Here is a 24,130-nt window from a genome sequence, read left to right as displayed (position 1 = left end):
AGGTTTTCTCATGGGTGTTTTTGATGTGGTCGGTCCCGTCATGATCGGGCCTTCCAGTTCCCACACGGCCGGAGCGGCCCGCATCGGCCTCATGGCCAGGGAGATTTTAAAGGAAGAACCGAAGAAAGCCGTCATCACGGTCTACGGTTCGTTTGCCAAGACCTATAAGGGCCATGGCACGGACCGGGCCCTCGTGGCCGGCCTGCTGGGGTTTTCGGCCGATGATGTCCGGCTGCGCACGTCTTTTGCCCTTGCCAAAGAACAGGGCCTGGCTATTGAATTTCATCGGTCTGATGAAGAAGTGGACCATCCCAATACGGTACGCATCGCCATGACCGGCGCCTCGGGACGACAGATGGAAGTCCTCGGCGTCTCTTTGGGCGGCGGCAAGATCGAGATCCGCGAGATCAATGGCTCTGAAGTCGCCTTGAATGGGGAAGAACACACGCTGATTACGGTCCATAAAGACCAGCCGGGCATCATCGCCCAGGCGACGACGGTCCTGGCTATCGGCCATATCAACGTGTCGAATATGCGCGTCTTCCGCAGCGCTAAGAATGAAACGGCTGTCATGATCGTCTGCACGGACAGTCCCGTTCCCAACGAAATCGTCCACATGATACAGAATATTACGGCCATTGAGAGCGTCGTCACGCTGCTGCCGCTCTAGGAGGAACACATGTATAAATATGAATATAAGACCCTTCATGATTTACTGGCCCTGGCAGAAAAAGAAAAGACGACTCTGTCAGACATTGTCGTGCGTCATGAAGTAGAGTCGTCCGAAGAAATAGAAGAAAGAGTACGGGCCGTCATGGCCAGCCGTCTCGATGTTTTCCAGGAATCCATCGATGCCGGCATGAAGGATCCGGGAAAATCGGTCAGCGGCCTCGTCGGCGGCGATGCCCATAAATTGGCCGAAAAGGCGCCGCAATTACTGGGATCGCTGACCCATAAAGCCGCCGTTTACGCGCTGGCCGTCAGCGAAGCCAATGCCAAGATGTTCAAAATCGTCGCCTGCCCGACGGCCGGTTCCTGCGGTATCGTGCCGGCCGTCATGATGGCGGCAGCCGAAATCTTGAAAGTTCCCCGCAAAGCCTTGGTTGACGCCTTGTTCACGGCAGCCGGTATCGGTGCCGTCGTGGCCCGCAATGCTTCCGTCGCCGGTGCCGTCGGCGGCTGCCAGGCCGAATGTGGGACCGCCGCTGCCATGGCTGCCGCAGCGGTCGCTGAAATGGCTGGCGGCGATAACGATACGATATTGCAGGCCTTCGCTTTGTGTATGAAAAATACCCTGGGCCTGGCCTGCGACCCTGTCGCCGGCCTCGTCGAAGTGCCCTGTGTCAAGCGCAACGCCATCTTTGCCGTCGAAGCCATTACGGCTGCTGAAATGGCTTTGGCCGGCATCCGGAGCGTCATCCCGCCGGACGAAGTCATCGCGGCCATGGCTGAAATCGGCCGCCTCATGCCGGTCGCCTTGAAAGAAACGTCCGACGGCGGCCTGGCCCGGACCGAAACAGGAAAGACCATCGCAGCCAGACTGGAAAAAGCAATGGAAGAGTGAGGAAAAGGCGCTGTCTTCATGCGACAGCGCCTTTTACGACTCTCCCTCTGCTCCCGGCTGGCTCTGTGCCAGTACCGGCTGGCCTTCGAGCCGGCGGTATATCATGCGGCATAGGCTGGCAGATACGGGCGCATCTTTTGGCTGGCAGGCGAATTCGAGGATCAGTTCGGCTTCAAAACGGTTCAATTCTACCCAGCGTACCTTCAATGTGATTCATCCCTTTGATGTTAATATAAGTCGTTCTATGTACTCTTTATTTTACTATACCGACCTGGCTTTTACAAGGAGCGCCGGGCCGGTGGGATTTGACATTTTTCTCATTTATTGTTATGATATATCCCGTCAATTGAACAGGCGATGAGATTCTGTGAATCCCTCCGGCACGGACGCTGAGGGCAAAAAAGTCTATCGTCATGATAGTGGAGAGGGGCGTCGCGTTCGCGGTGCCTCTTTTTGGTTGCGCAGGTCCATTTTTCGCTTATAGTATGATATAATGAAGCTGAATCGAACAAAAAGGGAGGGGATTCTATGAGCTCTTTGACCCGGACAGCCCCGGCATGGCCGCGGTTCTTTTCCTTGATGGACACGGAAAAGATGACGCCTGTCCATCCAGGCTATGGGCGCTGTGTCCAGCAGTACTTCCACAGTCTCTTTCCGCACCGGCAGTGGAAAGTCTTTCACGATCCGGATGGGACGCCGCTGGCTGTCGATGTCGAACTCCTGTACCCGACCGTTGAAGAACCTTTTTATTTGCTTCATACCATGGGCATGAGTGCTGCGCCTATGCACTATCCGTCCGGTGAATTTGTGACCGGGAAAGAAGGGTACAGCGAACTCTGCCTCATCTTGCCGGCCGACTGGCCTTTCCGCAAGGACCGGGACCTTTCCCTGGCTGATGAACAGGCCTGGCCTATTTGGCTGCTCATGGAGTTAGGACGGTTCCCTCACGTCCATGATATGTGGATGGCTTATGGCTTTCTCCTGCCCAATACGGAGGCCAATGAGCCCTTTGCTGCAGATACGGCTCTATCCGGCCTGGTCATCGTCCAATTCGAGGGGCAGCTGGGCGGCGTGAAGATGCCCGATGGTACGGCTGTCGAATTGCTCATGCCTATTTTGTTGTATAAAGAAGAAATGGATTTGTGCAGCGACATCGGCGTCGATGCCCTTGTCGATGCCGTCGTAGATGAGTGTGGCGGTTCTTTTTTACTGGATAAGGACCGGCCGAACGTCGGCCTTGGCGATTATCCGTGTACGGGAATCCCGCTATGAAAAGGAAAGGGGTAAGTGCCAGTGATTACCAGTACGACGACCCTTGTCCCAGATAATCCGGCAGCGGCCTATGCTGCCTATCGGCAGGCTGCATCGGCCGTCTTTTTAGCTGGGACACAGGGATTGAAATATAAAAAAGACCATTATGACCTGGCTGTCGATTTGTCGAAAGCCGGCCTGACTTATATCGACGAAAGGGCCGATGAAATTGTCATCGGGGCCATGACGCCTCTGTGGCAGATCAAGATTTCCCAGGCCATCCAGAATTTTGCTGGCGGAGCCATCAGCAAGGCTATCAGCGACGTTGCCGATAAGAATATCCAGCGCTATGGGACCCTGGGCGGTGTCATTTCCAGCAAGGCGCCCTTTTCCGTCCTGCTGCCGATCCTCTTGTCCCTCCACGTCGATGTACAGCTCCAGGACAAGGGCTGCATGAGCCTCGATGACTACTTGCACTGTCCGCCTATGGGCGAGCTGGTGACGGGGATTTCCATTGCCAAGGAAGCGGTCTATACGGCCTATAAGGCTTATCGCAAGCTGCCTGTCGATGAACCGTACCTGGTCGGTGCCGTAGCTATGCGGGACGATTCGTGGCGCATCGTCGTCGGCGGCCGTCCCGGCCTGGCAGCGATTGCCCGTTCGGCCAGTGAAGAGCTGACAGAAAAGGGCATGGCTGTGAAAGAAAATGTCGCCCATCTGGCCAGTGAAGAGCTGGATTTCGGCAACTTCGGGACCTGTTCTGAAAGTGAACGGCGGGCGCTGACCATCGAAATGGTCCGCAGCCTCATCAAATCGGCCTGGAAAGGCTATAATCGTTATGTTGTGAAGAAGTGAATTTCCAAAGGAGGTACTTTCATGTTTGAAGATAATCGTTGGCGGCGTATGCTGAAACCGGGTATTACGGCTATTGTAGGGGCCGGCGGCAAGACGACTGTATTGGAACGCCTTGGAACCTATGGCCACGGCGGTCACCTGCCGATCATGGTCAGCAGCATCGTACCGATGGACAGCACTCGTGTCGACAATGTCGAACCCTTTGACGTCATCTGCACGGAAGACATGGAAAAAGGCGAATCATTCTGCGCTGAACGCATTGCTGCCGGTCACGTCCCGGCCTGGTTCGCCGGGCTCGACGACCAGGACCGCTATATCGGGCTCCAGCCCAAGGTCATCGATGACATCAAGATGCGCCATCCTGCCTGGTATATCCTTATCGAAGGCGATGCAGCCGGCAATAAGTGGCTTAAAGCGCCCTTGGCCGACGACGTGCCCTTGCCGGCTTCCTGCGATACTGTCATCGGTGTCTTGAACCTCCAGATGCTGGGCAACGTCATCAGCGATGAAAAAATCGAAGGCGTCGAAACGGCAGCGGCTATCATGGGCCGTCCCTGCGGGGCTGTCATTACACCGGCTATGCTGGCCAAGCTCATCAAGCATCCCCGCGGCTTGTTCCGCGGCGTGCGCTGCCCGCGGATCCTTTTCTGCACGGGCTATAATGCCGTTCAGCACCGCATGACCGAAGCCCTTCTCGACGATTTGGAAGACTTCGACCTGACGGCCAGCGTCCTGGCCGATGGCTATCGGGAAACGTGTACGATACGCCAGTATATCCACTATGGTAATGTCAAAAAGAAACGGATGTAAGCAAAAATGAAACAAAAAGGCAGACTGTTTTTGGGATGTATCTTACTGTTCTTCCTGGCTTCGCTGGGGCTGTTCCTGAATTTTGACCGCGACCGCGTCTTGGCGGCGGCTGAATCCCGGCATATCCCGGTTCCGCAGGTCCTGTCCGGCAAGCCCGATGTGGCCTTTGTCGGCGATGATTTTTCTTTGCCGCCTGTCGATAATGATAAACCTGTCTATGATAAATATACGACCCGGCAGCGCCAGGAAAAAGGCCTGCCCACGACGTATGGCAAGACGAGGGACTATTATTACGGCGACAAGGTCGTCTATCTGACCTTTGATGATGGCCCGAACGATAAGAATACGTCGCGCATTTTGGACATCCTGAAAAAAGAAAACATTCATGCTACCTTTTTCCTGACCGGCCAGAATGTCGTCCGTTATCCCGATGTGGTCAAGAAAATCTATCAGTCCGGCAATGCCATCGGCGTCCATTCGTATACGCATGATTATAAGAAAATATACGTTTCGCCCAAAGCCTATACGGATGAACTCTTGCAGACGGAAGAAGAGATTTATAAGATACTCGGCGTCCGGCCCATCATTTCCCGGGCTCCTGGCGGTACGGAAGGCCACTTCACCAAGGATTTCTGGACGGCCATCAACGATATCGGCTACATCGAAGTCGGCTGGAATGCTCTGACTGGCGATGCCGACGGGACGGGCAAGACGGCCGATAAAGAAGTGGAAAACATCAAGCAGCAGCTGCAACTGCGGCCTTATCTCCATCGCCACCTGGTCATCCTCATGCACGATGCCTATGGTCATGGTGCCACCGTCGATGCCCTGCCGGACATCATCCATCTCCTGAAGGATCAAGGCTATTCGTTCCGCGTCGTCACGACAGCGATTCCACCTTCCTGGTAAAATGCATGGGATATATGCGAAAATAGTATACAATATATTTACTGGTAAAACGATTGTCCATGGGGATTCTCATATATATACAGAGAATCCCTGTTTTTTTGTCTTGACAATATTCTCCCTGAGGTATACAATGACGACAACGAATTTTAAAAAGTTGTACAAGGAGATTCCTATGAATACGTCATTCTTACATCACGTAACTGAATACGTCTTTACTTATTTTAGCTGGGGCTATCTGTATTTTAGCGCTGGCTATTTTGGCTACGACAAATTCCATAAAGATGATGTAAGCATGAGAAGACTTCCACCTTTTCTGAAGACGGCTGCGGCCGCCTAAGGAAGACGCGCGGAAAAGGCGATAACTGAGAATCTTAGGAGCAGGCTCATGTGGGCCTGCTTTTTTTATTACTGAAATGGAGGAAAACGAGTTATGATTATTGTATTGAAAGCCAACACACCGAAAGAAGAAGCGAAGCAGTTAATTGACCACATTAAATCCAAGGGGCTCCAGGTCGATATCAGTAAAGGCGCCCGTCAGACCGTCATGGGCCTCGTCGGCAATACGGACGTCATCGATGTCGAACAGATCCAGGGTTACGAATGTGTCGACAAGGTCATGCGCGTCGAAGTGCCGTACAAACGGGCCAGCCGGGCTTTCCATCCCCAGGATTCGGTCATTCCCATCGGCAATGGAAATGTCACCATCGGCGGCAAGAAGCTGGCTGTCATCGCCGGCCCTTGCTCTATTGAAACGCCGGAACAAATCGAAGGCGTTGCCTGTGACGTCGCCAAAGCCGGCGCCAATATCCTTCGCGGCGGCGCCTTCAAGCCGCGTACTTCTCCGTACTCCTTCCAGGGCTTAGGCAATAAAGGCCTGGATATGCTCCGCGATGCCGGCCGCAAAGCTAAACTCCCAGTCATTACGGAAATCATGTCGGCCGATAAGCTGCCTGTCTTCCTCGAAGATGGCGTCGACATCATCCAGATCGGGGCCCGGAACATGCAGAACTTCGACCTCCTCAAAGCCGTCGGCAAGACGCACAAGCCGGTCCTCCTCAAGCGGGGCCTGAGCGCGACTATCGAAGAATGGCTCATGTCGGCAGAATACATCATGGCTGAAGGCAACCACAACGTCATCCTCTGCGAACGGGGCATCCGTACTTTTGAAACGTACACCCGCAACACCCTCGACTTGAGCGCCGTCCTGGCCGTCAAACGCCAGAGCCACCTGCCGATCGTCGTCGATCCCAGCCACGCTACGGGCAAGCGCTGGATGGTAGCCGACCTGGCCAAAGCCGCTGTAGCAGCCGGTGCCGACGGCTTGATGATCGAAGTCCACAACAACCCGGATAAAGCTTGGTGCGATGGGGCACAGTCGATTACGCCGGCTATGTTCGCAGACCTCATGGATTCGCTCCGCAAACTGGCTCCTGTCGTCGGTCGGGAAATATAAGGGATACAGAGGGGGAGACTATCATGGATAAGGAAGCTAGTGGTTTTAATACGAAGCAGACGGTAGCTATCGTCGGATTGGGGCTCATCGGCGGCTCTTATGCCCGCGGCCTGCGGCGCCTCGGCGTCGACCATATCATCGCCGTCGATCCTGACGAAAAGGCCCTGCAGCAGGCCAAGCAGGAGGGCATGGTCGATGATATCTATACGGCAGGGACGGAAGCCTTGAAACAGGCAGATCTGGTCATCTTCTGCACGGCTGCCGATGTGATGATACGATTCCTGGCAGAGAACAAAGCCTTCTTCACGCCGGGAACGATCTTGACGGACGTAGCCGGCATCAAAGGTGATACGGCGACAGCCATTGCGGCCCTGCTGCCGGAAGGTGTCGATTTCGTACCGGGTCATCCTATGGCCGGCCGCGAAGGTCGGGGATATGCCATGGCCAGTGCGGACATTTTCAACGGTGCCAATTACATCCTCGTTCCCATGGAAGGCAATGACGAAGACCATATCCTGGCCGTGAAGAACATGGCCATGGCCCTGGGCTGCTCCCATGTCGTCCGGGTGACGCCTGAAGACCACGACCGGTTCATCGCCTATACCAGCAGCCTGCCTCACGTCCTGGCGACGGCCCTGGTCAACAGCGAATCCATGAATACGCTGACCAAGTATTTTGTAGCCGGCAGCTTCCGCGACGGGACACGGGTCGCCGACATCAACGCCCCGCTGTGGACGAAACTGTTCTTATCCAATAAAGACAACCTCTTATATGAAATAGACCGCTTCAGCGCTGCCTTGCAATCTTTCTCGACGATGCTCGCCGAAGAAGATACGAAGGGAATGACCCGTTTTTTACAGCAAGCTGCCATGCGGAGAAGGGAATTAGTTCATGAAACACATTCACGTTGAATTAGGAAAAGATTCTTATGATATTCATATTGAAAATGGTCTTCTCAACCGGGTTGGCGATTATATCCGCAATTTGACGAAATCGCAGACCCTGGCCGTCATTACCGATTCGAACGTCGATGCCCTCTACGGGCAGCGATTGGAAACGGCCCTGACCGGCGCTGGCTTCCGCGTCCACCGCCTGGTCTTCCCGGCCGGAGAAGAACATAAATGCGCAGCGACCCTCCTCGACCTGTATCAACAGCTTTCTGACGCCGGCATTACCCGCAGCGATTGTATCTTGACTTTCGGCGGTGGTGTCACTGGCGATCTCGGCGGCTTCGCAGCAGCGACTTTCTTGCGCGGCGTTCCCTTCATCCAGATTCCGACGACGATTATTTCCCAGGTCGACAGCAGTGTCGGCGGCAAAGTCGCCATCGACCTTCCTAGCGGCAAGAATCAGGCCGGTAATTTCTATCAGCCTAAAGGGGTCCTCATTGACCCGATGTTGTTATCGACCCTTCCCAAGCGCTTCATCCACGACGGCATGGGCGAAGTCATCAAATACGGCTGCATCCGCGACTTGGCTCTCTTTGAACTCCTGGAAAAGCTCGATGACCAATCCATCTTTGAACATTGGGAAGAAATCATCGAACGCTGCTGTCAGAGCAAGGCCGATATTGTTGAACACGATGTCTTCGATATGGGCGAACGCATGATGCTGAACTTCGGCCATACTATCGGCCACGCCATCGAAGGCTGTTATGGCTTCGGCCACTATACGCACGGCGAAGGCGTCGCTGCCGGCATGTCCATGCTGACCGGCGTCACGGAAGTCATGGGGCTGACGAAAGCCGGGACGACGGCACGGCTGCGCAAGGTTATCAAGCAGTACGGCTTGCCGACCGATGTCGATGCGTCGGCAGAAGACCTCATTCCTTACATTAGCAATGATAAGAAGATGCGTGGCAATCATATTACTTTAGTCATTATCGAAGAAATCGGCAAGGCCCGCCTGTTGCCACTGGTTGCGGAAGACCTGCCGAAATATATCCGAAAGAAGGACGCTTAATGAATGTCATTATTACCCCACATACCTTGCAAGGGACAGTAGAAGCGCCCTCTTCCAAAAGCATCGGCCACCGCGACCTCATCTGCGCCGCCCTGGCAGAAGGAGAAAGCCTGGTTGACAACATTTCCTTGTCCCAGGACATTGAAGCGACGTGCGACATTCTACGGGCTTTGGGGGCAGATATTACGCCGGTCATGTCGTCTCATCCCGGCCGGGCGGCTTACCGCGTCAGAGGCGGTCTGAAGAAACAAGATGGGCCTATCGCAGTCAGTGCCAATGAATCGGGGTCGACGTTGCGCTTCCTCATCCCCGTGGCCATCTTCAGCGGCAATGAAGTGACTTTTTCCGGCCAGGGCCGTCTGGCCAAACGGCCGCTGACACCGTATTATGAACTCTTCGATGAAAAGGGTGTGACTTATGAAACGACAGAAGGCGCCCTGCCCCTGACCGTGTCCGGGACTTTACAGCCTGGAACGTATTCTCTGGCCGGCGACGTCAGTTCCCAGTTCTTTACGGGCCTGCTCATGACCCTGCCCCTCCTCGATGGCGACTCGGTCCTGCGCAGTACGACACCGCTGGAATCGGCCAGCTATGTTGACATGACCCTCGACTGCCTGCGCCAGCACGGCATCGTCATTGAGAAAGAACAGAATGGCTCCTACCGGATTCCGGGCAACCAACACTATCGGTCCGGGACTTACGTCGTCGAAGGCGATTATTCGCAAGCTGCTTTCTGGCTTTCGGCTGGCAGCCTGGGTCGGGCCATCTGCTGTACGGGCCTGCGGTCGCAGTCTTCCCAGGGTGACGAAGTCATCGTCTCCCTCATCCGCGACATGGGTGGCCAGGTCGAAGGCAAGACGGAATTGACGGCCTGTCCGTCGGACCTGGTTGGCCGGGTCATCGACGTCGAAGACTGCCCGGACCTGGTGCCGGTCCTGACCGTCCTGGCTTCCTGTGCCAAAGGGATTACCCGTATCATCCATGCCGGACGAGTACGGCTTAAAGAATGTGACCGCCTGCACGCCATGGCTACGGAGCTCAATAAAATCGGCGGCGATATCGAAGAAGAAGACGAAGGCCTCATTATCCACGGTGTCGGCGGTTTCACCGGCGGTACCGTCAGCGGCTGGAACGACCACCGCATCGCCATGGCCCTGGCCGTTGCATCCCAGCGCTGCAGCCAGCCGCTGCGCATTGAAGGCGCTGAATGTGTTCGCAAATCGTATCCGGAATTCTGGCAGGATTTCCAGGCCTTAGGCGGCATGATCCAAAAGGAGGGGGAAGAATAATATGAATACCTTTGGAAAGACAATCGGCCTGACGATTTTCGGTGAATCCCATGGCCTTTCTATTGGCGCCGTCCTAGACGGTCTGCCGTCAGGCGAAGCCATCGACTGGGACGCTGTCCGGGCAGAAATGGCCCGGCGGGCACCGGGAAAGAATCAAATGTCGACAGCTCGCTCAGAAAAAGATGCCTTTGAAGTCCAAAGCGGCTTTTTCAACGGCTATACGACGGGGACGCCGCTGTGTGCTATCATCCGCAACAGTGACCAACATTCCCGTGATTACGACCAGCTGCGGCATCTTATGCGGCCTGGCCATGCCGATTACTCCGGTAAGATACGCTATGGCGGCTTCAATGACTACCGCGGCGGCGGTCATTTCTCGGGCCGCCTGACAGCGCCCCTGGTCTTTGCCGGGGCCGTGGCTTCCCAGATCCTGGCCCGCCACGGCATTACCGTCGGCTCCCATATCCTGCGCCTGGCCGGCATCGCCGATAAGCCTTTCAATGCCGTCGGGGAAACAGTAGAAACCTTGCAGGCTTTGAAAAAAGAAACGCTGCCCGTCCTCGACAAGGCCCAGGCCGGACCGATGGAAGCTAAAATCCTGGCCGCTAAGAACGACCTCGATTCCGTCGGCGGCGTCATCGAATGTATGATCACCGGCCTTCCCGCCGGCATAGGCGACCCCTTCTTCGACTCCGTCGAAAGCCAGCTCAGCCATATGATGTTTTCCGTACCAGCCGTTAAAGGCATCGAATTTGGCGACGGCTTTGCCCTGGCAGACCTCCGCGGTTCCCAGGCCAATGATGACTTTTATTATGACGGCGATGTCGTCAAGACCCGGACCAATCACAACGGCGGCATCAATGGCGGTATCACCAACGGCATGCCCATCATCTTCCGCCTGGTCGTCAAGCCGACGGCTTCCATCAGCCAGAAACAGGAAACGATCGACACGGATACGAAAGAGAATTGTGACCTCGTCATCAAAGGCCGTCATGATCCCTGTATCGTCCAGCGGGCCATTCCCGTCATCGAAGCGGCCGCAGCCTGGGCCATCCTCGACGTCTGCCTGTCAGAGAAAGGGCGGTGCTGGTAATGGATGCTTCTGAAGATATGCCGTTGAACATCGCCTGTTTCGGCCAACCCGGCTCCTATACATATGAAGCCATGAAGACCTATTTTGCCGGCAAGAATATTTTGCCTACGTATGGTTCGCATTTTGAAGACGTCGTCCAGGCTGTCGCTACCCGTCAGGCCCGCTACGGCGTCCTGCCCATCGAAAATTCATCGACTGGCGGCATTACCGACGTATACGACCTCATCCACCGCTACGACTGCTGCGTCGTCGGTGAGAAATACGTCAAAGTCGAACACTGCCTGCTGACCTTGCCGGGGGCGAAGCTCGAAGATATCCGCGAAGTGTATTCTCATCCGCAGGGTCTGAACCAGTGCCGGAGTTACCTCAAGCATCACAGCGAATGGCAGCTCCACCCGTATTTCAGCACCTCCCAGAGTGCCGAAGAGGTTCAAAAAATGGGGGATCCCCATATCGCAGCCATTGCCAACAAAACGGCAGCCGATATGTACGGCCTCGATGTCCTGGTGGAACACATCAATGATAATACCATGAACTACACGCGGTTCTTCATCATCGCCGCCGATATGGAACAGTCTCCTGAGGCCGATAAGATTACCTTGGTCCTGACGACCCAGCACCGGCCAGGCGCTCTGTACCACGTCTTGGGATACTTTTTCTATAACGGCATGAACATGACACACTTGGAATCGCGGCCTCTCAAGGGGCGGCCCTTTGAATATTTCTTCCACATCGACGTTATGGGCAATCTGCGCAATCCGGCTACAGCCCGGGTTTTGCATAATCTGGCAGAGCACTGCAATTATTTTAAAATCTTAGGAAATTACGTATCCGATCAAGGAGGGAATGCAGATGAAATTAGGCGTTATCGGGGCTAAGTTGGGGCATACGGCATCCCCGGCAATCCATGAAAAATTATTCAGAATCTTACAAATTGAAGGACAGCATCAGTACGGCGTCCTGGAAATGGATCGCAATGATATCCCTAATGAACTTCAGCGCCTGCGCGACGAAGGGTATACGGGAGCTAATGTCACTATTCCTTACAAACTCGACGTTATACCGTACTTGACGGATATTTCCCGCGAAGCCCGCATCATCGGAGCCGTCAATACACTCCATTTTACGGATAACGGGATTTTTGGCTATAATACGGATTACAGCGGATTTGGCCGTTCTCTGGACCATGCCGGTATTGATGTGAAGGCGAAGGATTGTGTCGTCCTCGGTTCCGGTGGCGCCGCCCGGGCCATCATCCAATACTTATCGGATGCCGGGGCCCAGTCGATTACCGTCGTATCCCGTCATCCTCACTCGAAGACGGAATTCGATGCCTTTATTCAACGAATTGGCGCCGACACCATCGATTACCAGGATCTGGAACACTCCCAAGGCGGTGACGTCCTGGTCAACTGTACGCCTGTCGGCATGTTCCCCGACATCAACGGCTGTCCCGTATCGGAACGGATCATTGCGGCCTTCCCGGCTGTCGTCGACATCATCTACAATCCGAAGGATACGAAGCTTCTCCAGGCTGCCCGCCGCCACGGCGCCAAGACCCTGAACGGCATGTACATGCTCGTCGCTCAGGCCATCGGCTCAGAAGAAATCTGGATGGGCCGGACCATCGATTCGTCTGTGATTGAACAAATCGCCAAGGAGATGGAACATTATTATGAATAATAAACAGAACATCATCCTCATCGGCATGCCTGGATGCGGTAAGAGTACGTTAGGGAAAGCTTTGGCGAAACGCTTAGGCCGTGATTTCTACGACGCCGATGATGTCATTGTCGAACAGGAAGGCAAGACCATTCCGGAACTCTTCGCCATCAGTGAAGACTGCTTCCGCGATGCCGAAGTCCGGGCCAGTCAGTTTCTGGCCCATAAATCGGGTATCGTCGTAGCCTGCGGTGGCGGCGTCGTCAAGCGCTCGGAAAACATGGACATCTTCAAGAAAACCGGAACGGTCTTTTTTCTCGACCGTTCCCCTGATGATATCGTCAGTGACGTCGACGTATCGACACGGCCTTTGCTGAAAGACGGCAAACAGAAAGTCTACGACCTCTACGACGAACGCATTGCCCTTTACCGCAATGCCGCTGATTACTGCATCCCCAATAATAAGCCAATGGAAGCGGTTCTTGATGATTTTGAAAAACTCATAAAAGAGATAGACTAAAAAGCTGCTGCATTAAGTGTTTTTGGCTTAATGCGGCAGCTTTTTCGTTAAAAATCGGAAGTCCCGTATGGGCTATGTGTCTTGGGAAGGCGAGGTTAGGTTCGCTGGGCGGAGCGAGTAAAAAGAAAATAATATAATATCATAGCTGCAGCCGTAACGGCCGTACAGATTCCACCGTATAACAGCATGTATCCGAAGAGCTTGGCTACAAAGCCGAGCAGCATGGCCGCCAGTCCGACGAAGATGTCAAGGAACCAAAAGTACGTCGCCGTAGCGGCACCGGCGCGTTCGGCCGGGACACTTTGGATTGCCAAGGTCTGGAAGGCTGGGCTCAAGGCGCCGAAGCCGAGGCCGAGGATTGCCGCGGCGATGAGGAGCGTGACCTGAGATGTTACCTGGCTGAAGACCATGAAGCCGGCCATAAAGATGATGAAGCCAGGATAGACGATGGCGCTGGCTCCCATTCGGTCAAAGACATTGCCGACGACAGGACGGCTGAGGACGATGACCAGTGCGAAGATCGCGAAGAAAAGTCCTGTGCTGTCCGACAGATGTAGGGATGCGGCGTATAAGGGAATAAAAGTGAGGATACCGCCGTAAGCGAAGAAGACCAGTCCTCCTAGCAGGGATGCAGGCAGCGATTTCTTTTCTACGATATGGGACCATATCGGCTCGTCATGTGTACGGGGTACTGGCTTTACGACTGCCTTGGGGAGCGGGACTATAGCGGCAATGACTAAGGTCAGGATGGCCAGGGCTGTCAAGGATAAAAACAGGCCAGACATACCCAGACTGTTATATAACAGCAGACCGGCTAAAGGCCCAATGACCATGGCTAAATTCGTCGTCACTGAAAAATATCCAATGCCTTCACCGCGGCGCGAAGCGGGGATGACCAGGACGGCAATGGATGCTGCTGTCGTTGTCGCTAAGGCGAAGATGATACCGTGGAGCAGCCGTAGCCCATAGATTTCTGCTACATTTTCAATGCCATTGAAAGCACCGATAATGATGAGGAAGACGATGAGTGAGAAAAGCAGCAGGTGCCGTTTATTTTCCTTATCGACAAAATACCCGGCTGCCGGGCGGAATAAACTCGTACCGATTTGGAAAAAAGTCATGGCCAGGCCGGCTTCTATTTCGCTTCCTTGGAAAGAATCGATAATACAGAGCGGTAAGGTCGTTACTAAGATATATTGGGTCATGAGTTGAAAAAAATTCGTGCTGCCCATAGATAAAAATGGGCCTGTCCACAGCTTTTCTTTTGCCATTATTATCGTCCCCTTTGAAGCTCTTTTTGCGGATACCCTATCATTATAGCGGGTGCAAGGGGAATGTCAATGAAGGAAAGGCGGATAAAAAGGGCCTGTGCACAAATAAATCGAGCCAGGCCCTTTGTTTATGTGATTCTCTCTTCAAGCCATGCCCTGATCAGGAATGGAGGGCACGCAGGATTTGCTGCAATGTCGTGACTTCCAGCTGGCCCGGAGCAGAAGCCTTTTTGGCCGAACCAAAGGTCAGGGCGGAGCCGAAGATTTCCCCGCTGATGCGGCTGATGGCGCCGAGTTTACCCATAGACATGGTAATGATCGGCTCATCAGGATATTGGGATTTGACGGATTCCGTTGCCGACAAGAGGGTCAGGACGTCTTTGGCCGAGTTCGGCATACAAGCCAGTTTAGCGACGTCAGCGCCGAGTTTCTTCATGCCAATGAGACGGCCCGTGATTTCATCGAAAGACGGTGTCTTGTCGAAGTCGTGGTTGCTCATGATGACCGTGACGCCGTGTTCTTTTGCGATGGTCAGGACTTTTTTTATGCTGGCGCGGTCGCGGAAGTATTCGACGTCGATGGCATCGATTTTACCGCTTTTGACAGCATAATCGATGAGATCGAAGTAGTAGCTTTCAGGAACTTCCATTTCGCCGCCTTCTTCTTTAGTGCGGAACGTGAACAAGATTGCGCTGTCAGGTAATTCCTGGCGGACAGCGGCTAAGGCATCACCGACAGCGTCGAGGGATGTGACGTCCTTCAGGAAATCGATGCGCAGTTCGACGACGTCATAGATCTTGTCTTGGAGATAGCGGCATTCTTGGACGAGTTCATCCGTAGAATGACCGACAAGGGGAACACAGATTTTAGGCATGCCATTGTCGAGGGCAACCTTGCCGATTTTTACCATAAGTTGAATTCCTCCTCTTGCGAGCAAATTGCAGTGGATTTTTCTTTCATGACGCTATTATAGCGCAAAAATGATAAGTTGTTAGCCCCTTAATAACAAAAAGAGGGGATTCGCATGAAACCTTATATCATCATGCGAATCCCCTTTTATACACTTACTTTTCGTCCATAATGGCCACAGGGCCACGGTCACCAGTACGGATGCGGACGGCATCGTCCAGGCGGTAGATGAAGATCTTGCCGTCGCCGGGTTTTCCTGTTTTGCAGATTTTTTCAGCGACTTCGACGACCTTGTCGACCGGGACTTCACAGACGACCGTTTCGACTTTGATGCCTGGCAGGAGGTTGATGTTATACCGCTGGCCGCGGTAGACTTCGACGTAGCCTTTCTGGAGGCCGCAGCCGAAGACCTGGCTGACGGTCATGCCCATGACACCGATGTTGTTCAGGGCTTCTTTGAGCTCTTCCAATTTACTGGGACGAGTGATGATTTCTACTTTTGTAATCGGATGTTCTTCCATTCGTATCACCTCTATAAGTTACGACCGTTAATGCCTGCGCTGTTGACGGCGGCATTGTCTAAAGCTGCATTGCCGAGCGGCGTCGTCGGCGTTTCGCCGAAGGGGCTGCCGGACATGATAGCATAATTATAACCCCGTTCGCCGTGTTCGCCAATATCGAGACCTGTGATTTCTTCATTCTTATCGGTGCGGACAGTCATGAAGAAGCTGATGATCTTGAAGAGGATGAATGTGCCGACAATGGCCAAAGCGTAAGCGACGACGGTCGAAATGATCTGAGCGACGAGCAGGTCGGAGCTGCCGTAGAATAAGCCGTCAGCACCGGCCGGGTTGACTTCTGTCGTAGCCCAGATGCCGGTAGCGATGGAACCCCAGGTACCGCCGATGCCGTGGATACCGAAGGCGTCGAGGGAATCGTCGTAACCGAGTTTGGCTTTGACGACAGCGACGGCGAAGTAGCAGATGACGCCGCCAATCGCGCCGATAATCAAGGCCGGGAGGGGAGCGACGAAGCCAGCTGCCGGTGTGATGGCAACTAAGCCGGCGATGCAGCCCGAAGCGGCACCGAGGATGGTCGGTTTACCCTGGACAATCCATTCGACGGCAACCCAGGTGACGGTAGCTGCCGCAGCGGCAGCCTGCGAAGCGATGAAGGCGCTGGCAGCCAGGGCATTGGCGCCGAGTGCACTGCCGGCATTGAAACCGAACCAGCCGAACCAGAGGAGAGCCGCACCGAGGACGGTCATGGGCAGGTTATGCGGAACCATGGGGATTTTCCCATAGCCATAGCGTTTGCCCAGGAGGACGCAGAGCGTCAGGCCAGAAACACCGGAGAGGATGTGGATGACCAGGCCGCCGGCGAAGTCCAGGGCACCGAGTTTAGCCAGGAAGCCGCCGCCCCAGACCCAGTGTGCCATGGGGTTGTAAATGAAGATGGCCCAGAGCAGGATGAAGACGACGAAAGCGTGGAACTTCATGCGTTCCGCAAAGGCCCCTGTAATCAGGGCCGGAGTAATGACGGCGAACATGCACTGGAAAGCGACGAAAGCCATTTCCGGAATGGTCCCGTTTTCCAGGACGGACATGCCGACACCGGCCAGGCCGACTTTATCAAGAGAACCGATGAAACCATTAATATCTGTGCCGAATGTCATGGCGTAGCCGATGAGGATCCATTCTACGGAAATCATGGCGACGATGAAGAAACTCTGCATGATCGTCGTCAAGACGTTCTTATTGCGGACCATGCCGCCATAGAAGAAGCCCAGGCCCGGTGTCATGATGAATACCAGGGCGGCGCTGATGAGGACCCAGGCCGTATCGCCTGTATCGATCGTCCCCGGATCGGAAGCGAAGGCTGCCGGCGCTGCCATGAGCAGACACGGGAGCAGCACTCCTAAACGTGACCATAATTTTTTCATATTCCTAACCTCCTGACAAATGAAAAAAGATGTCCTGGATTCACGTTATTCCCATTGCGTGCTTTGTGTGAAAATCCATGGACATCATCGTCTATTGCCATATTTTATTTTCTCCAGAATATACGAAAAGCCCAAGCGGCAGGTTTGGTCACTGTCGCTTGGGCTTCATTGCCGTTTATTCTGTTGATGGACTCATTATATAAGTAAAAAGCCGTTATGTCAATAACTTTTTCTGAAATTCTTTCGAGAAAAGTTAGAAAAACGTATTTTTCCTAACTTTTCAAGAAAAAATGTAAACTCAGACGAAAAGGGTGTGTCCCAGGAAAATATAGAAGGTCAGGGATACGGCGCTGAGGGCCGTCGTATTCATGACGACCTGCGTGGCATAATCGGGATTGTTGTCAAATTCGATGGCGAACAAGGCCGTATTGACGGCTGTCGGGATGGCGCAGTAGATGAGGAAGACCGTAGCGCTGACGGCGGTGAACGTGCCGGGCCGGAAGGCGTTGGCGATATAGATCATGGCCAGGCCGATGAGGGGCAGGGCCGTCATCTTGAGGATGCTGACAATCCAGACATCCTTGTCGAGCCAATGGATCTTCGTCTGCGATAACTGGGCGCCGATGCTGACCATGGCCAGGGGCAGGAGGGCCTTGCTGGCCATTTCCATGATGGGCCATAAGAAGAAGTCCTTCGCATCCCAGCCGACGTAACGGGCAATCAGGGCGGCGGCCAGGACGTAGAGCAGGGGCATGTGGAACATGACGGACAGCGTATCCCGGGCCGTCAGGCGGCCCCGGCCGGCCTGGTAAAGGCCGAGGGTGTTGAGGGAGATGCTCTGGATCATGAAGATGATGATCTGGACGACCATGGCTTCGGCCAGATACGGCGTCTGGCCGTTGACGACGAAGGGCTCATGGGAAAAGACGAGGATGATCAAGGCGACGCCGAGGTTGCCCGTGTTGTTGAACATGAAGGCGTTGCGGCATGATTCTAGCATGGCTGCGTCGTAATGGCGGATGCGGGCGACGATGTTGGCGATGATGAAGCAGATGACCATGAAGACGGCAATGGCGGCGATGATGTTGATACTCGTCGCCGGGAATTGGGTCGTATAAATATTGGTAAAGATGAAACTGGGGATGACCAAGAAAAACATGAGCTTCGATAAGGTCTTGACGTCGAGATGGAATTTCTTGTCGAGGAAATAGCCGAGGACGACGAGAAAGAAAATGGGAAGCATCGTGTGTTCGATGATGAACCAGAAAACCATGAGGGGTATCACTCCTTTTCGAGATGGATACCCCTCATTATACGCTCAATATGAAATTAAACAACTCGTAATTTTACTGATAGCTTTCAAAGTAATAGACGATGTTGAGCATCGTTTCGCACATGTACTTCAAGGCATTGCTGTCCCAGTGGAATTCCGGCGAATGGCCGATGACGGGTTCATTGCTGTAGACGCCGACGTAATAGAAGGAACTGGGGACGGCAGCACTGAAGTAGGCGAAGTCTTCCGAGCCGGAACCGCGTTTCAAGGGAACCAGGTCGACCCGGTCTGCACAGTGGTCCTGTAAAATGTGGACGACCCGGTCGGTGACGCCGTCGTCGTTGACACAGACCGGCGAGAAGGGGACGACGTCCAGGTCGAAGGTGCCGCCGTACGTCGTCGTGACGTTTTCCAGGATGGCCTGCAACGCGGCGAGGATGCGGTGCCGCTTGGTTTCATCATAGGTCCGCAGGGTCCCTTTCAATTCGGCCGTTTCCGGGATGACATTCGGATTATGGCCGGCCTGGAACTGGCCGAACGTGAGGACGACACCGTCGCCGTCAGCGTGGCAGTTGTAGACGAAGTTCTGGACGGATTGGATGATGTCGATGCCCATCTGGATCGGGCTGATGCACAGGGACGGCTGGGAACCATGGCCGCCGCGGCCGTGGAGGGTGATGGTGAAGTCGTCGCAGGAGGCCGAGATTTCGCCGCGGCCGATGCCGACATAACCTTTCGGCAGGCTGCCGGCGACGTGCAGGCCCAGGGCGTAGTCGACGCGGGGATTGTTGAGGATGCCGGCGTCGATCATGCGGGCTGCGCCGCCATTGCCTTCTTCGGCAGGCTGGAAGGCCAGGCGTATCGTGCCGCGCAGGCAGTCTTTATGCTTGTTGAGGATTTTTGCGACGCCCAGCAGGTTGGCGGCATGGCCGTCATGGCCGCAGGCGTGCATGACGCCGTCGACGAGGGATGAATAAGGGCAGTCGAATTTTTCTGTCAGCGGCAAGGCATCGATGTCGGCCCGCAAGAGGATGACCGGACCGGGCAGGGCGCCGTGGATCAGGCCGGTGACGCCCGTACCGGCGATGATCTTGACGTCTTCAATGCCCATGAGGGACAGTTCCTGGAAAATTGTCTTGCACGTATCAAATTCCTTTTCGCTCAATTCCGGATGGGCATGGAAATACTCGCGCATTTCCATCATATACGGCAAGGTCTTGCGCACTGCTTCGTGAATATTAAATGTCGGTGTGTATCTATCGTTCATAGGACAGTCCCCCTTTATTGAGCCGGATGCATTTTCTATATATGTATATATTATTCTATAATAAAACAAAAAATCCTGCCACCGACAGCGGATTTTTTTCTATATTACTATAATAAGACCTGGAGAAGGCCTTCGAGGGCCTGCTAAAGCCGCAGTACTTGTGGTATAATTTTGGTCATACGAATAGAAAGGATTGTGAAAGATATGCATGTCGATACACAGTTAGAAGCGGCTCTGCGGGCTCTGGACCATTGGCCGCGGTTCCGGCTGCGCCTTTTTTTTGAAGGCATTTTAGTCGGAATATTATCGGGAACCGTTATCAGTTTTTTTCGCTGGGGCCTGGAAATGGGGACAGTTTGGCGCCAATGGATCTATGCCAATGTCCTGGCCAGCGGCGGCATACTCCTGAACCTGGGCTGGTTCGCTGTCTTACTGGCCGCGGCCCTGCTCTTATGGCGTCTGGGCGTGTATGAACCCAATGCCGGCGGCAGCGGCATCCCACAGGTAAAAGGCGTCATCTTAGGGGCCATCCGCATGCGCTGGCTGCGCATCCTCTGGGTCAAGCTCGTCGGCGGCATCGTCGGCATCGGCCTGGGCCTGTCCCTGGGCCGCGAAGGACCGTCCATCCAGATCGGTGCCGTCACCGCCCAGGGCTTGAGCCGGGCTTTCGGCCGGACGCGGATGGAAGAACGCTATCTCATCACGGCCGGTGCCAGCGCCGGCTTGGCGGCGGCTTTCAATGCGCCACTGGCAGGCGTCATGTTTGCCCTGGAGGAACTGCACCGCAATTTTTCCGGTGTCGTCCTGGCACCGTCCATGGCAGCGGCCCTATTGGCTACCATGGTCAGCCGTTACGTCTTTGGCCGGGCGCCGGTCTTCCATTTCGGTATGCTGCCGCCCTTTCCTCTCCGGTACATGTGGATTGTAGTTATTTTAGGAATTATTATCGGTTTTGCGGGCGTTATTTTCAATAAAGGCTTGCTGAATATTCATTATTTTTATGACTTACCCGTTTTTCGCAATCAATATATGCGCATTGCCTTTGCCTTATGCATGGCCGGCGTACTGGGCTATGTCTTCCCCGAAGTCCTTGGCGGCGGCAACGACCTGGTCAACAGTCTTTATACGCTGCCCTTGTCGCTGAAACTCTTTGCCGGCCTGCTCATCGGGAAGTTCCTCTTTACCCTGGTCAGCTATGGCTGCGGCGTTCCTGGCGGCTTCTTCCTGCCCATGCTGGTCCTGGGGGCTTTGACGGGCGGCATTACGGGCATCGTCTTCGTGCAGCTGGGCCTCATCTCTTCGTATTACTTATCTAACATCGTCGTCATCTCCATGGCTGCTTTTTTTGCGGCCTCGGTACAATCACCGGTTACGGGAACGATTCTCATCATGGAAATGACCAGCTCTTATGAACACCTGCTCGTCCTCTGTACGGCGTCACTGGTCGCTTTGGTCGTAGCCCAGCTCTGTCAGGGCGAACCGATTTACGAAGCCCTGCTGCAACGGAACTTGGCCAAGAATAAGCCTGTCTTATCGTCGGAAGAACGGCGGAATCTCTTGGAATTGACCGTATCCAGCGGCAGTCAGGCCGATGGGAAATATATCGGCCGTATCGCCTGGCCGGCTCATACGGTCATCGTCGATGTCAAGCGCGGCAGTGGTGACATCATCCCCGATGACGATACGTGTCTGCGCGCAGGGGACTACCTTTATGTCCTTACGGATTCTGTCGAAGGGGCCGAATCCATAAGAAATATTGTGGAGAAGACAAAGTCTTGAAATAGGTAAAAATGCATAATAATTATAAAAAACTAGCACCAGGTACTAAAAAATACAACTCAAAGTTGAGCATTAACGGCCATATACTGATTGGATAACGTACAGAATAGGGTATAAAATCATCGAAAATGAATTATAATTATCTATTTTTTTGACTTATGGTGGGAAGTTTGCTATAATTCAGGACGTACTTGATATTGTGTTCGTTCAAAGAGGTGGTTTTTTGAGAAATCGTATACTGATATTAATGACAACAATCTGCATATTTGCGTTTACATCCCTGGCCTGTGCCAGCGTTCAAATGGGTATGAGTGGCTCTGTCGTACAGAGCGTTCAATATATGCTTCAGGACACGGGCTATCTGTCCGGCAGTGCTGATGGCGATTTTGGTCCTTCGACAGAAGCTGCTGTCGAACAGTTCCAGGCTGACCACGGCCTTACGGCAGACGGTGTCGTCGGCTCCCAGACCATGGAAGCTTTGTCGGAAGCCAGCGGCCGTCCGATTCCTGAAGAATCGTCTTCGACAGAAGGCTATCAGCGTCGTCTTGTCATGGAAGCTACGGCTTATACGGCTGCCGATGGCGGCGGTGATGGCTACACGGCAACGGGCCAGTACCTCCAGCGCGGCATGGTCGCTGTCGACCCCGATGTCATCCCTCTCGGCTCGCAGCTCTACATTGAAGGCTATGGCTATGCCGTAGCTGCCGATACGGGCGGAGCCATCGTTGGCGACCGCATCGACCTGGCCATGGATTCGACCAGCGAAGCCCTGGACTTCGGCCGTCGCGATGTCGTTGTCTATGTATTAGGTTAATACGAGCTATTGGATAAAAGAGGCGTCTTTATGGGACTGCCTCTTTTTTTTCGCCCCGTTTTGTGTTATCCTTAAAAGGACATTATATAGTTATGGAATTCAGGGAGGCTATAACTGGATGAAAAATACTATTGCACTTATCCTCGCTGCCGGCAAGGGGACGCGTATGAAGTCGAAGTTCCCCAAGGTTTTGCACAAAGTCGGCGGTGTCCCGATGGTCGAACAGGTACTGCGGGCTGTCAAAGCAGCCGGGACGCAGCGCCAGGTCGTCGTCGTCGGTTTTGGCGGTGAAACGGTCCGGGATTACCTCGGTGACCAGGCCGAAACGGTCATGCAGAAAGAACAGCTCGGCACAGGCCACGCTGTCCTGCAGGCCGAACCGCTGCTCCAGGGTGAAGCTGGCACCCTCCTTGTCACCTGTGGCGATACGCCGCTGGTCACGAAGGAAACGTTTACAGCCCTTATCCACTGTCATGAACAGAGCGGCGCAGCTGCGACGGTCCTGACGGCGCACATGCCGGATCCGACGGGATACGGCCGCGTCATCCGTGATGAAAAAGGGCAGGTCGTCAAAATCGTCGAACAGAAAGACGGTACGCCGGAAGAACTGGCTGTAGACGAAGTAAACGCCGGCATTTACTGTTTTGATATGTCTCTCTTGTGGGATATGCTTCACAACGTCACCAATGACAATGCCCAAGGTGAATATTATCTGACCGATATCATCGGCATGCTCGTATCGGCAGGCAAGGTCGTCAGTGCCTTTGCCGCACCGTCCTATGCGGAAACGCTCGGTGTAAACTCGCGTCAGCAGATGGCCGAAGCCGAACGGGTCCTGCGCCAGCGTAAACTGGATGAACTCATGACCGATGGCGTCTCCATCATTGACCCCAATAATACCTATGTAGACACGACGGTTACCGTCGGCCGCGACACCGTCCTCTATCCGGGGACGATCCTCGAAGGCGATACAATCATCGGCGAAGGCTGCCAGGTCGGTCCGTATGTCCGCATGACTAACGTCAAGATGGGCGACGACGACCATGTCCAGTTCATGTATGCTCATGACTGCGAAATCAAGAACGGCTGCGAAATCGGTCCGTTCGTTCATTTCCGGCCCAATACGGTCATTGGCAATCAGGTCAAGGTCGGCAACTACATGGAAGTCAAGAACTCCATTGTCGGCGACGGCACGAAATTGCCGCATCTCAGCTACATCGGCGACAGCGATGTCGGCAGCGGTGTCAATATCGGCTGCGGCACGATCACTGTCAATTACGACGGCAAGATCAAGCACCGCACAACCATTGGCGACCATGCCTTCGTAGGCTGCAACAGCAACCTGGTCGCACCGGTCAAAGTCGGCGATTACGCCTATGTCGGCGCCGGCTCGACCATTACCAAAGATATTCCGGCCAAAGCCTTATCCGTTGCCCGGGCACGGCAGCGCAACATTGAAGGCTGGGTCAAGGAAGATACATATAAAAAATAATATTAATCACTACTT

At 54.1% G+C, this 24,130-nt stretch carries 24 protein-coding genes; 17 read left to right on the top strand and 7 right to left on the bottom strand.

Annotated features, from left to right (window positions below; translation table 11 throughout):
• The first annotated feature begins 10 nt into the window (after positions 1-10).
• Both sdaAB and sdaAA read left to right on the top strand, forming a co-directional pair.
• Positions 11-670 (top strand): L-serine ammonia-lyase, iron-sulfur-dependent subunit beta, encoded by a 660-nt coding sequence (gene sdaAB, locus NOS26_RS02785; RefSeq protein ID WP_095340546.1) that lies wholly within the window; start codon positions 11-13, stop codon positions 668-670.
• A gap of 9 nt (positions 671-679) precedes the next feature.
• A complete protein-coding gene (sdaAA, locus tag NOS26_RS02780) occupies positions 680-1,564 on the top strand; it encodes an L-serine ammonia-lyase, iron-sulfur-dependent, subunit alpha (RefSeq protein ID WP_036202522.1) in 885 nt (294 codons plus the stop codon).
• A gap of 33 nt (positions 1,565-1,597) precedes the next feature.
• On the opposite strand, the gene NOS26_RS02775 is transcribed toward sdaAA, so the two are convergent.
• Positions 1,598-1,771, bottom strand: coding sequence for a hypothetical protein (locus tag NOS26_RS02775; protein WP_155266560.1), 174 nt, complete (start codon positions 1,769-1,771; stop codon positions 1,598-1,600).
• A 321-nt stretch (positions 1,772-2,092) separates the two neighbouring features.
• Between NOS26_RS02775 and NOS26_RS02770 the strand changes: the two genes are divergently transcribed.
• The 12 genes from NOS26_RS02770 (at position 2,093) to NOS26_RS02715 (ending at position 13,368) form a co-directional block, all read left to right on the top strand.
• Entirely contained in the window at positions 2,093-2,836 is a 744-nt protein-coding gene (locus NOS26_RS02770; protein ID WP_022497933.1) for a suppressor of fused domain protein, read from the top strand.
• 21 nt (positions 2,837-2,857) lie between these two features.
• Complete coding sequence (locus tag NOS26_RS02765; protein WP_027894964.1) at positions 2,858-3,670, top strand: FAD binding domain-containing protein; 813 nt, start codon at positions 2,858-2,860, stop codon at positions 3,668-3,670.
• A 21-nt stretch (positions 3,671-3,691) separates the two neighbouring features.
• Entirely contained in the window at positions 3,692-4,480 is a 789-nt protein-coding gene (gene yqeC, locus NOS26_RS02760; RefSeq protein WP_014015255.1) for a selenium cofactor biosynthesis protein YqeC, read from the top strand.
• A gap of 30 nt (positions 4,481-4,510) precedes the next feature.
• A complete protein-coding gene (locus NOS26_RS02755) occupies positions 4,511-5,389 on the top strand; it encodes a polysaccharide deacetylase family protein (protein WP_255917229.1) in 879 nt (292 codons plus the stop codon).
• A gap of 430 nt (positions 5,390-5,819) precedes the next feature.
• Positions 5,820-6,842, top strand: a complete 1,023-nt coding sequence (aroF, locus tag NOS26_RS02750) for a 3-deoxy-7-phosphoheptulonate synthase (RefSeq protein ID WP_255917228.1) — start codon at positions 5,820-5,822, stop codon at positions 6,840-6,842.
• A 23-nt stretch (positions 6,843-6,865) separates the two neighbouring features.
• Positions 6,866-7,753: a prephenate dehydrogenase/arogenate dehydrogenase family protein gene (locus NOS26_RS02745; RefSeq protein WP_255917227.1), complete on the top strand. Its 888-nt coding sequence runs from the start codon at positions 6,866-6,868 to the stop codon at positions 7,751-7,753.
• On the top strand, positions 7,734-8,804 hold the full coding sequence (gene aroB, locus NOS26_RS02740) for a 3-dehydroquinate synthase (protein WP_255917226.1): 1,071 nt from the start codon (positions 7,734-7,736) through the stop codon (positions 8,802-8,804). Before NOS26_RS02745 ends, aroB begins: the two co-directional genes overlap by 20 nt.
• Positions 8,804-10,093, top strand: coding sequence for a 3-phosphoshikimate 1-carboxyvinyltransferase (gene aroA / locus NOS26_RS02735; RefSeq protein ID WP_255917225.1), 1,290 nt, complete (start codon positions 8,804-8,806; stop codon positions 10,091-10,093). Before aroB ends, aroA begins: the two co-directional genes overlap by 1 nt.
• A 1-nt stretch (position 10,094) precedes the next feature.
• Positions 10,095-11,186, top strand: a complete 1,092-nt coding sequence (gene aroC, locus NOS26_RS02730) for a chorismate synthase (RefSeq protein ID WP_255917224.1) — start codon at positions 10,095-10,097, stop codon at positions 11,184-11,186.
• Positions 11,186-12,064 carry a prephenate dehydratase gene (gene pheA / locus NOS26_RS02725; protein WP_255917223.1) on the top strand — a complete coding sequence of 293 codons (879 nt, stop codon included), beginning with the start codon at positions 11,186-11,188 and terminating at the stop codon, positions 12,062-12,064. The genes aroC and pheA overlap by 1 nt, the downstream gene beginning before the upstream one ends.
• Complete coding sequence (gene aroE / locus NOS26_RS02720) at positions 12,039-12,869, top strand: shikimate dehydrogenase (RefSeq protein ID WP_255917222.1); 831 nt, start codon at positions 12,039-12,041, stop codon at positions 12,867-12,869. The genes pheA and aroE overlap by 26 nt, the downstream gene beginning before the upstream one ends.
• Entirely contained in the window at positions 12,862-13,368 is a 507-nt protein-coding gene (locus NOS26_RS02715) for a shikimate kinase (protein ID WP_027894971.1), read from the top strand. Before aroE ends, NOS26_RS02715 begins: the two co-directional genes overlap by 8 nt.
• A gap of 95 nt (positions 13,369-13,463) precedes the next feature.
• On the opposite strand, the gene NOS26_RS02710 is transcribed toward NOS26_RS02715, so the two are convergent.
• The 6 genes from NOS26_RS02710 to NOS26_RS02685 all read right to left on the bottom strand — a co-directional run bounded on the left by NOS26_RS02710 (position 13,464) and on the right by NOS26_RS02685 (position 20,030).
• Positions 13,464-14,639: an MFS transporter gene (locus NOS26_RS02710; protein WP_095340552.1), complete on the bottom strand. Its 1,176-nt coding sequence runs from the start codon at positions 14,637-14,639 to the stop codon at positions 13,464-13,466.
• A 160-nt stretch (positions 14,640-14,799) separates the two neighbouring features.
• Positions 14,800-15,549 (bottom strand): type I 3-dehydroquinate dehydratase, encoded by a 750-nt coding sequence (aroD, locus tag NOS26_RS02705; protein ID WP_095340553.1) that lies wholly within the window; start codon positions 15,547-15,549, stop codon positions 14,800-14,802.
• Between the two features lie 154 nt (positions 15,550-15,703).
• A complete protein-coding gene (locus NOS26_RS02700) occupies positions 15,704-16,069 on the bottom strand; it encodes a P-II family nitrogen regulator (protein ID WP_014015242.1) in 366 nt (121 codons plus the stop codon).
• Positions 16,070-16,080: 11 nt separating this feature from the next.
• Positions 16,081-17,490 carry an ammonium transporter gene (locus NOS26_RS02695; RefSeq protein ID WP_095340554.1) on the bottom strand — a complete coding sequence of 470 codons (1,410 nt, stop codon included), beginning with the start codon at positions 17,488-17,490 and terminating at the stop codon, positions 16,081-16,083.
• 298 nt (positions 17,491-17,788) lie between these two features.
• Positions 17,789-18,763, bottom strand: a complete 975-nt coding sequence (locus NOS26_RS02690) for an AEC family transporter (protein ID WP_095340555.1) — start codon at positions 18,761-18,763, stop codon at positions 17,789-17,791.
• A gap of 73 nt (positions 18,764-18,836) precedes the next feature.
• Positions 18,837-20,030, bottom strand: a complete 1,194-nt coding sequence (locus NOS26_RS02685; protein ID WP_022497923.1) for a M20 family metallopeptidase — start codon at positions 20,028-20,030, stop codon at positions 18,837-18,839.
• A gap of 204 nt (positions 20,031-20,234) precedes the next feature.
• Between NOS26_RS02685 and NOS26_RS02680 the strand changes: the two genes are divergently transcribed.
• From NOS26_RS02680 to glmU, 3 genes are all read left to right on the top strand, one after another.
• A complete protein-coding gene (locus NOS26_RS02680) occupies positions 20,235-21,809 on the top strand; it encodes a ClC family H(+)/Cl(-) exchange transporter (RefSeq protein ID WP_014015238.1) in 1,575 nt (524 codons plus the stop codon).
• 247 nt (positions 21,810-22,056) lie between these two features.
• A complete protein-coding gene (locus NOS26_RS02675; protein ID WP_255411307.1) occupies positions 22,057-22,623 on the top strand; it encodes a peptidoglycan-binding protein in 567 nt (188 codons plus the stop codon).
• Positions 22,624-22,741: 118 nt separating this feature from the next.
• Positions 22,742-24,115, top strand: coding sequence for a bifunctional UDP-N-acetylglucosamine diphosphorylase/glucosamine-1-phosphate N-acetyltransferase GlmU (gene glmU, locus NOS26_RS02670; RefSeq protein ID WP_014015236.1), 1,374 nt, complete (start codon positions 22,742-22,744; stop codon positions 24,113-24,115).
• Positions 24,116-24,130: the final 15 nt, after the last annotated feature.

Origin of the sequence: Megasphaera sp. SC8-1 (assembly GCF_024436295.1) — a bacterium.
Taxonomy (GTDB): Bacteria; Bacillota; Negativicutes; order Veillonellales; family Megasphaeraceae; genus Megasphaera; species Megasphaera elsdenii.
Note: the sequence above shows the minus strand (reverse complement) of the source record. Positions and strands in the feature narration are given on the sequence as shown.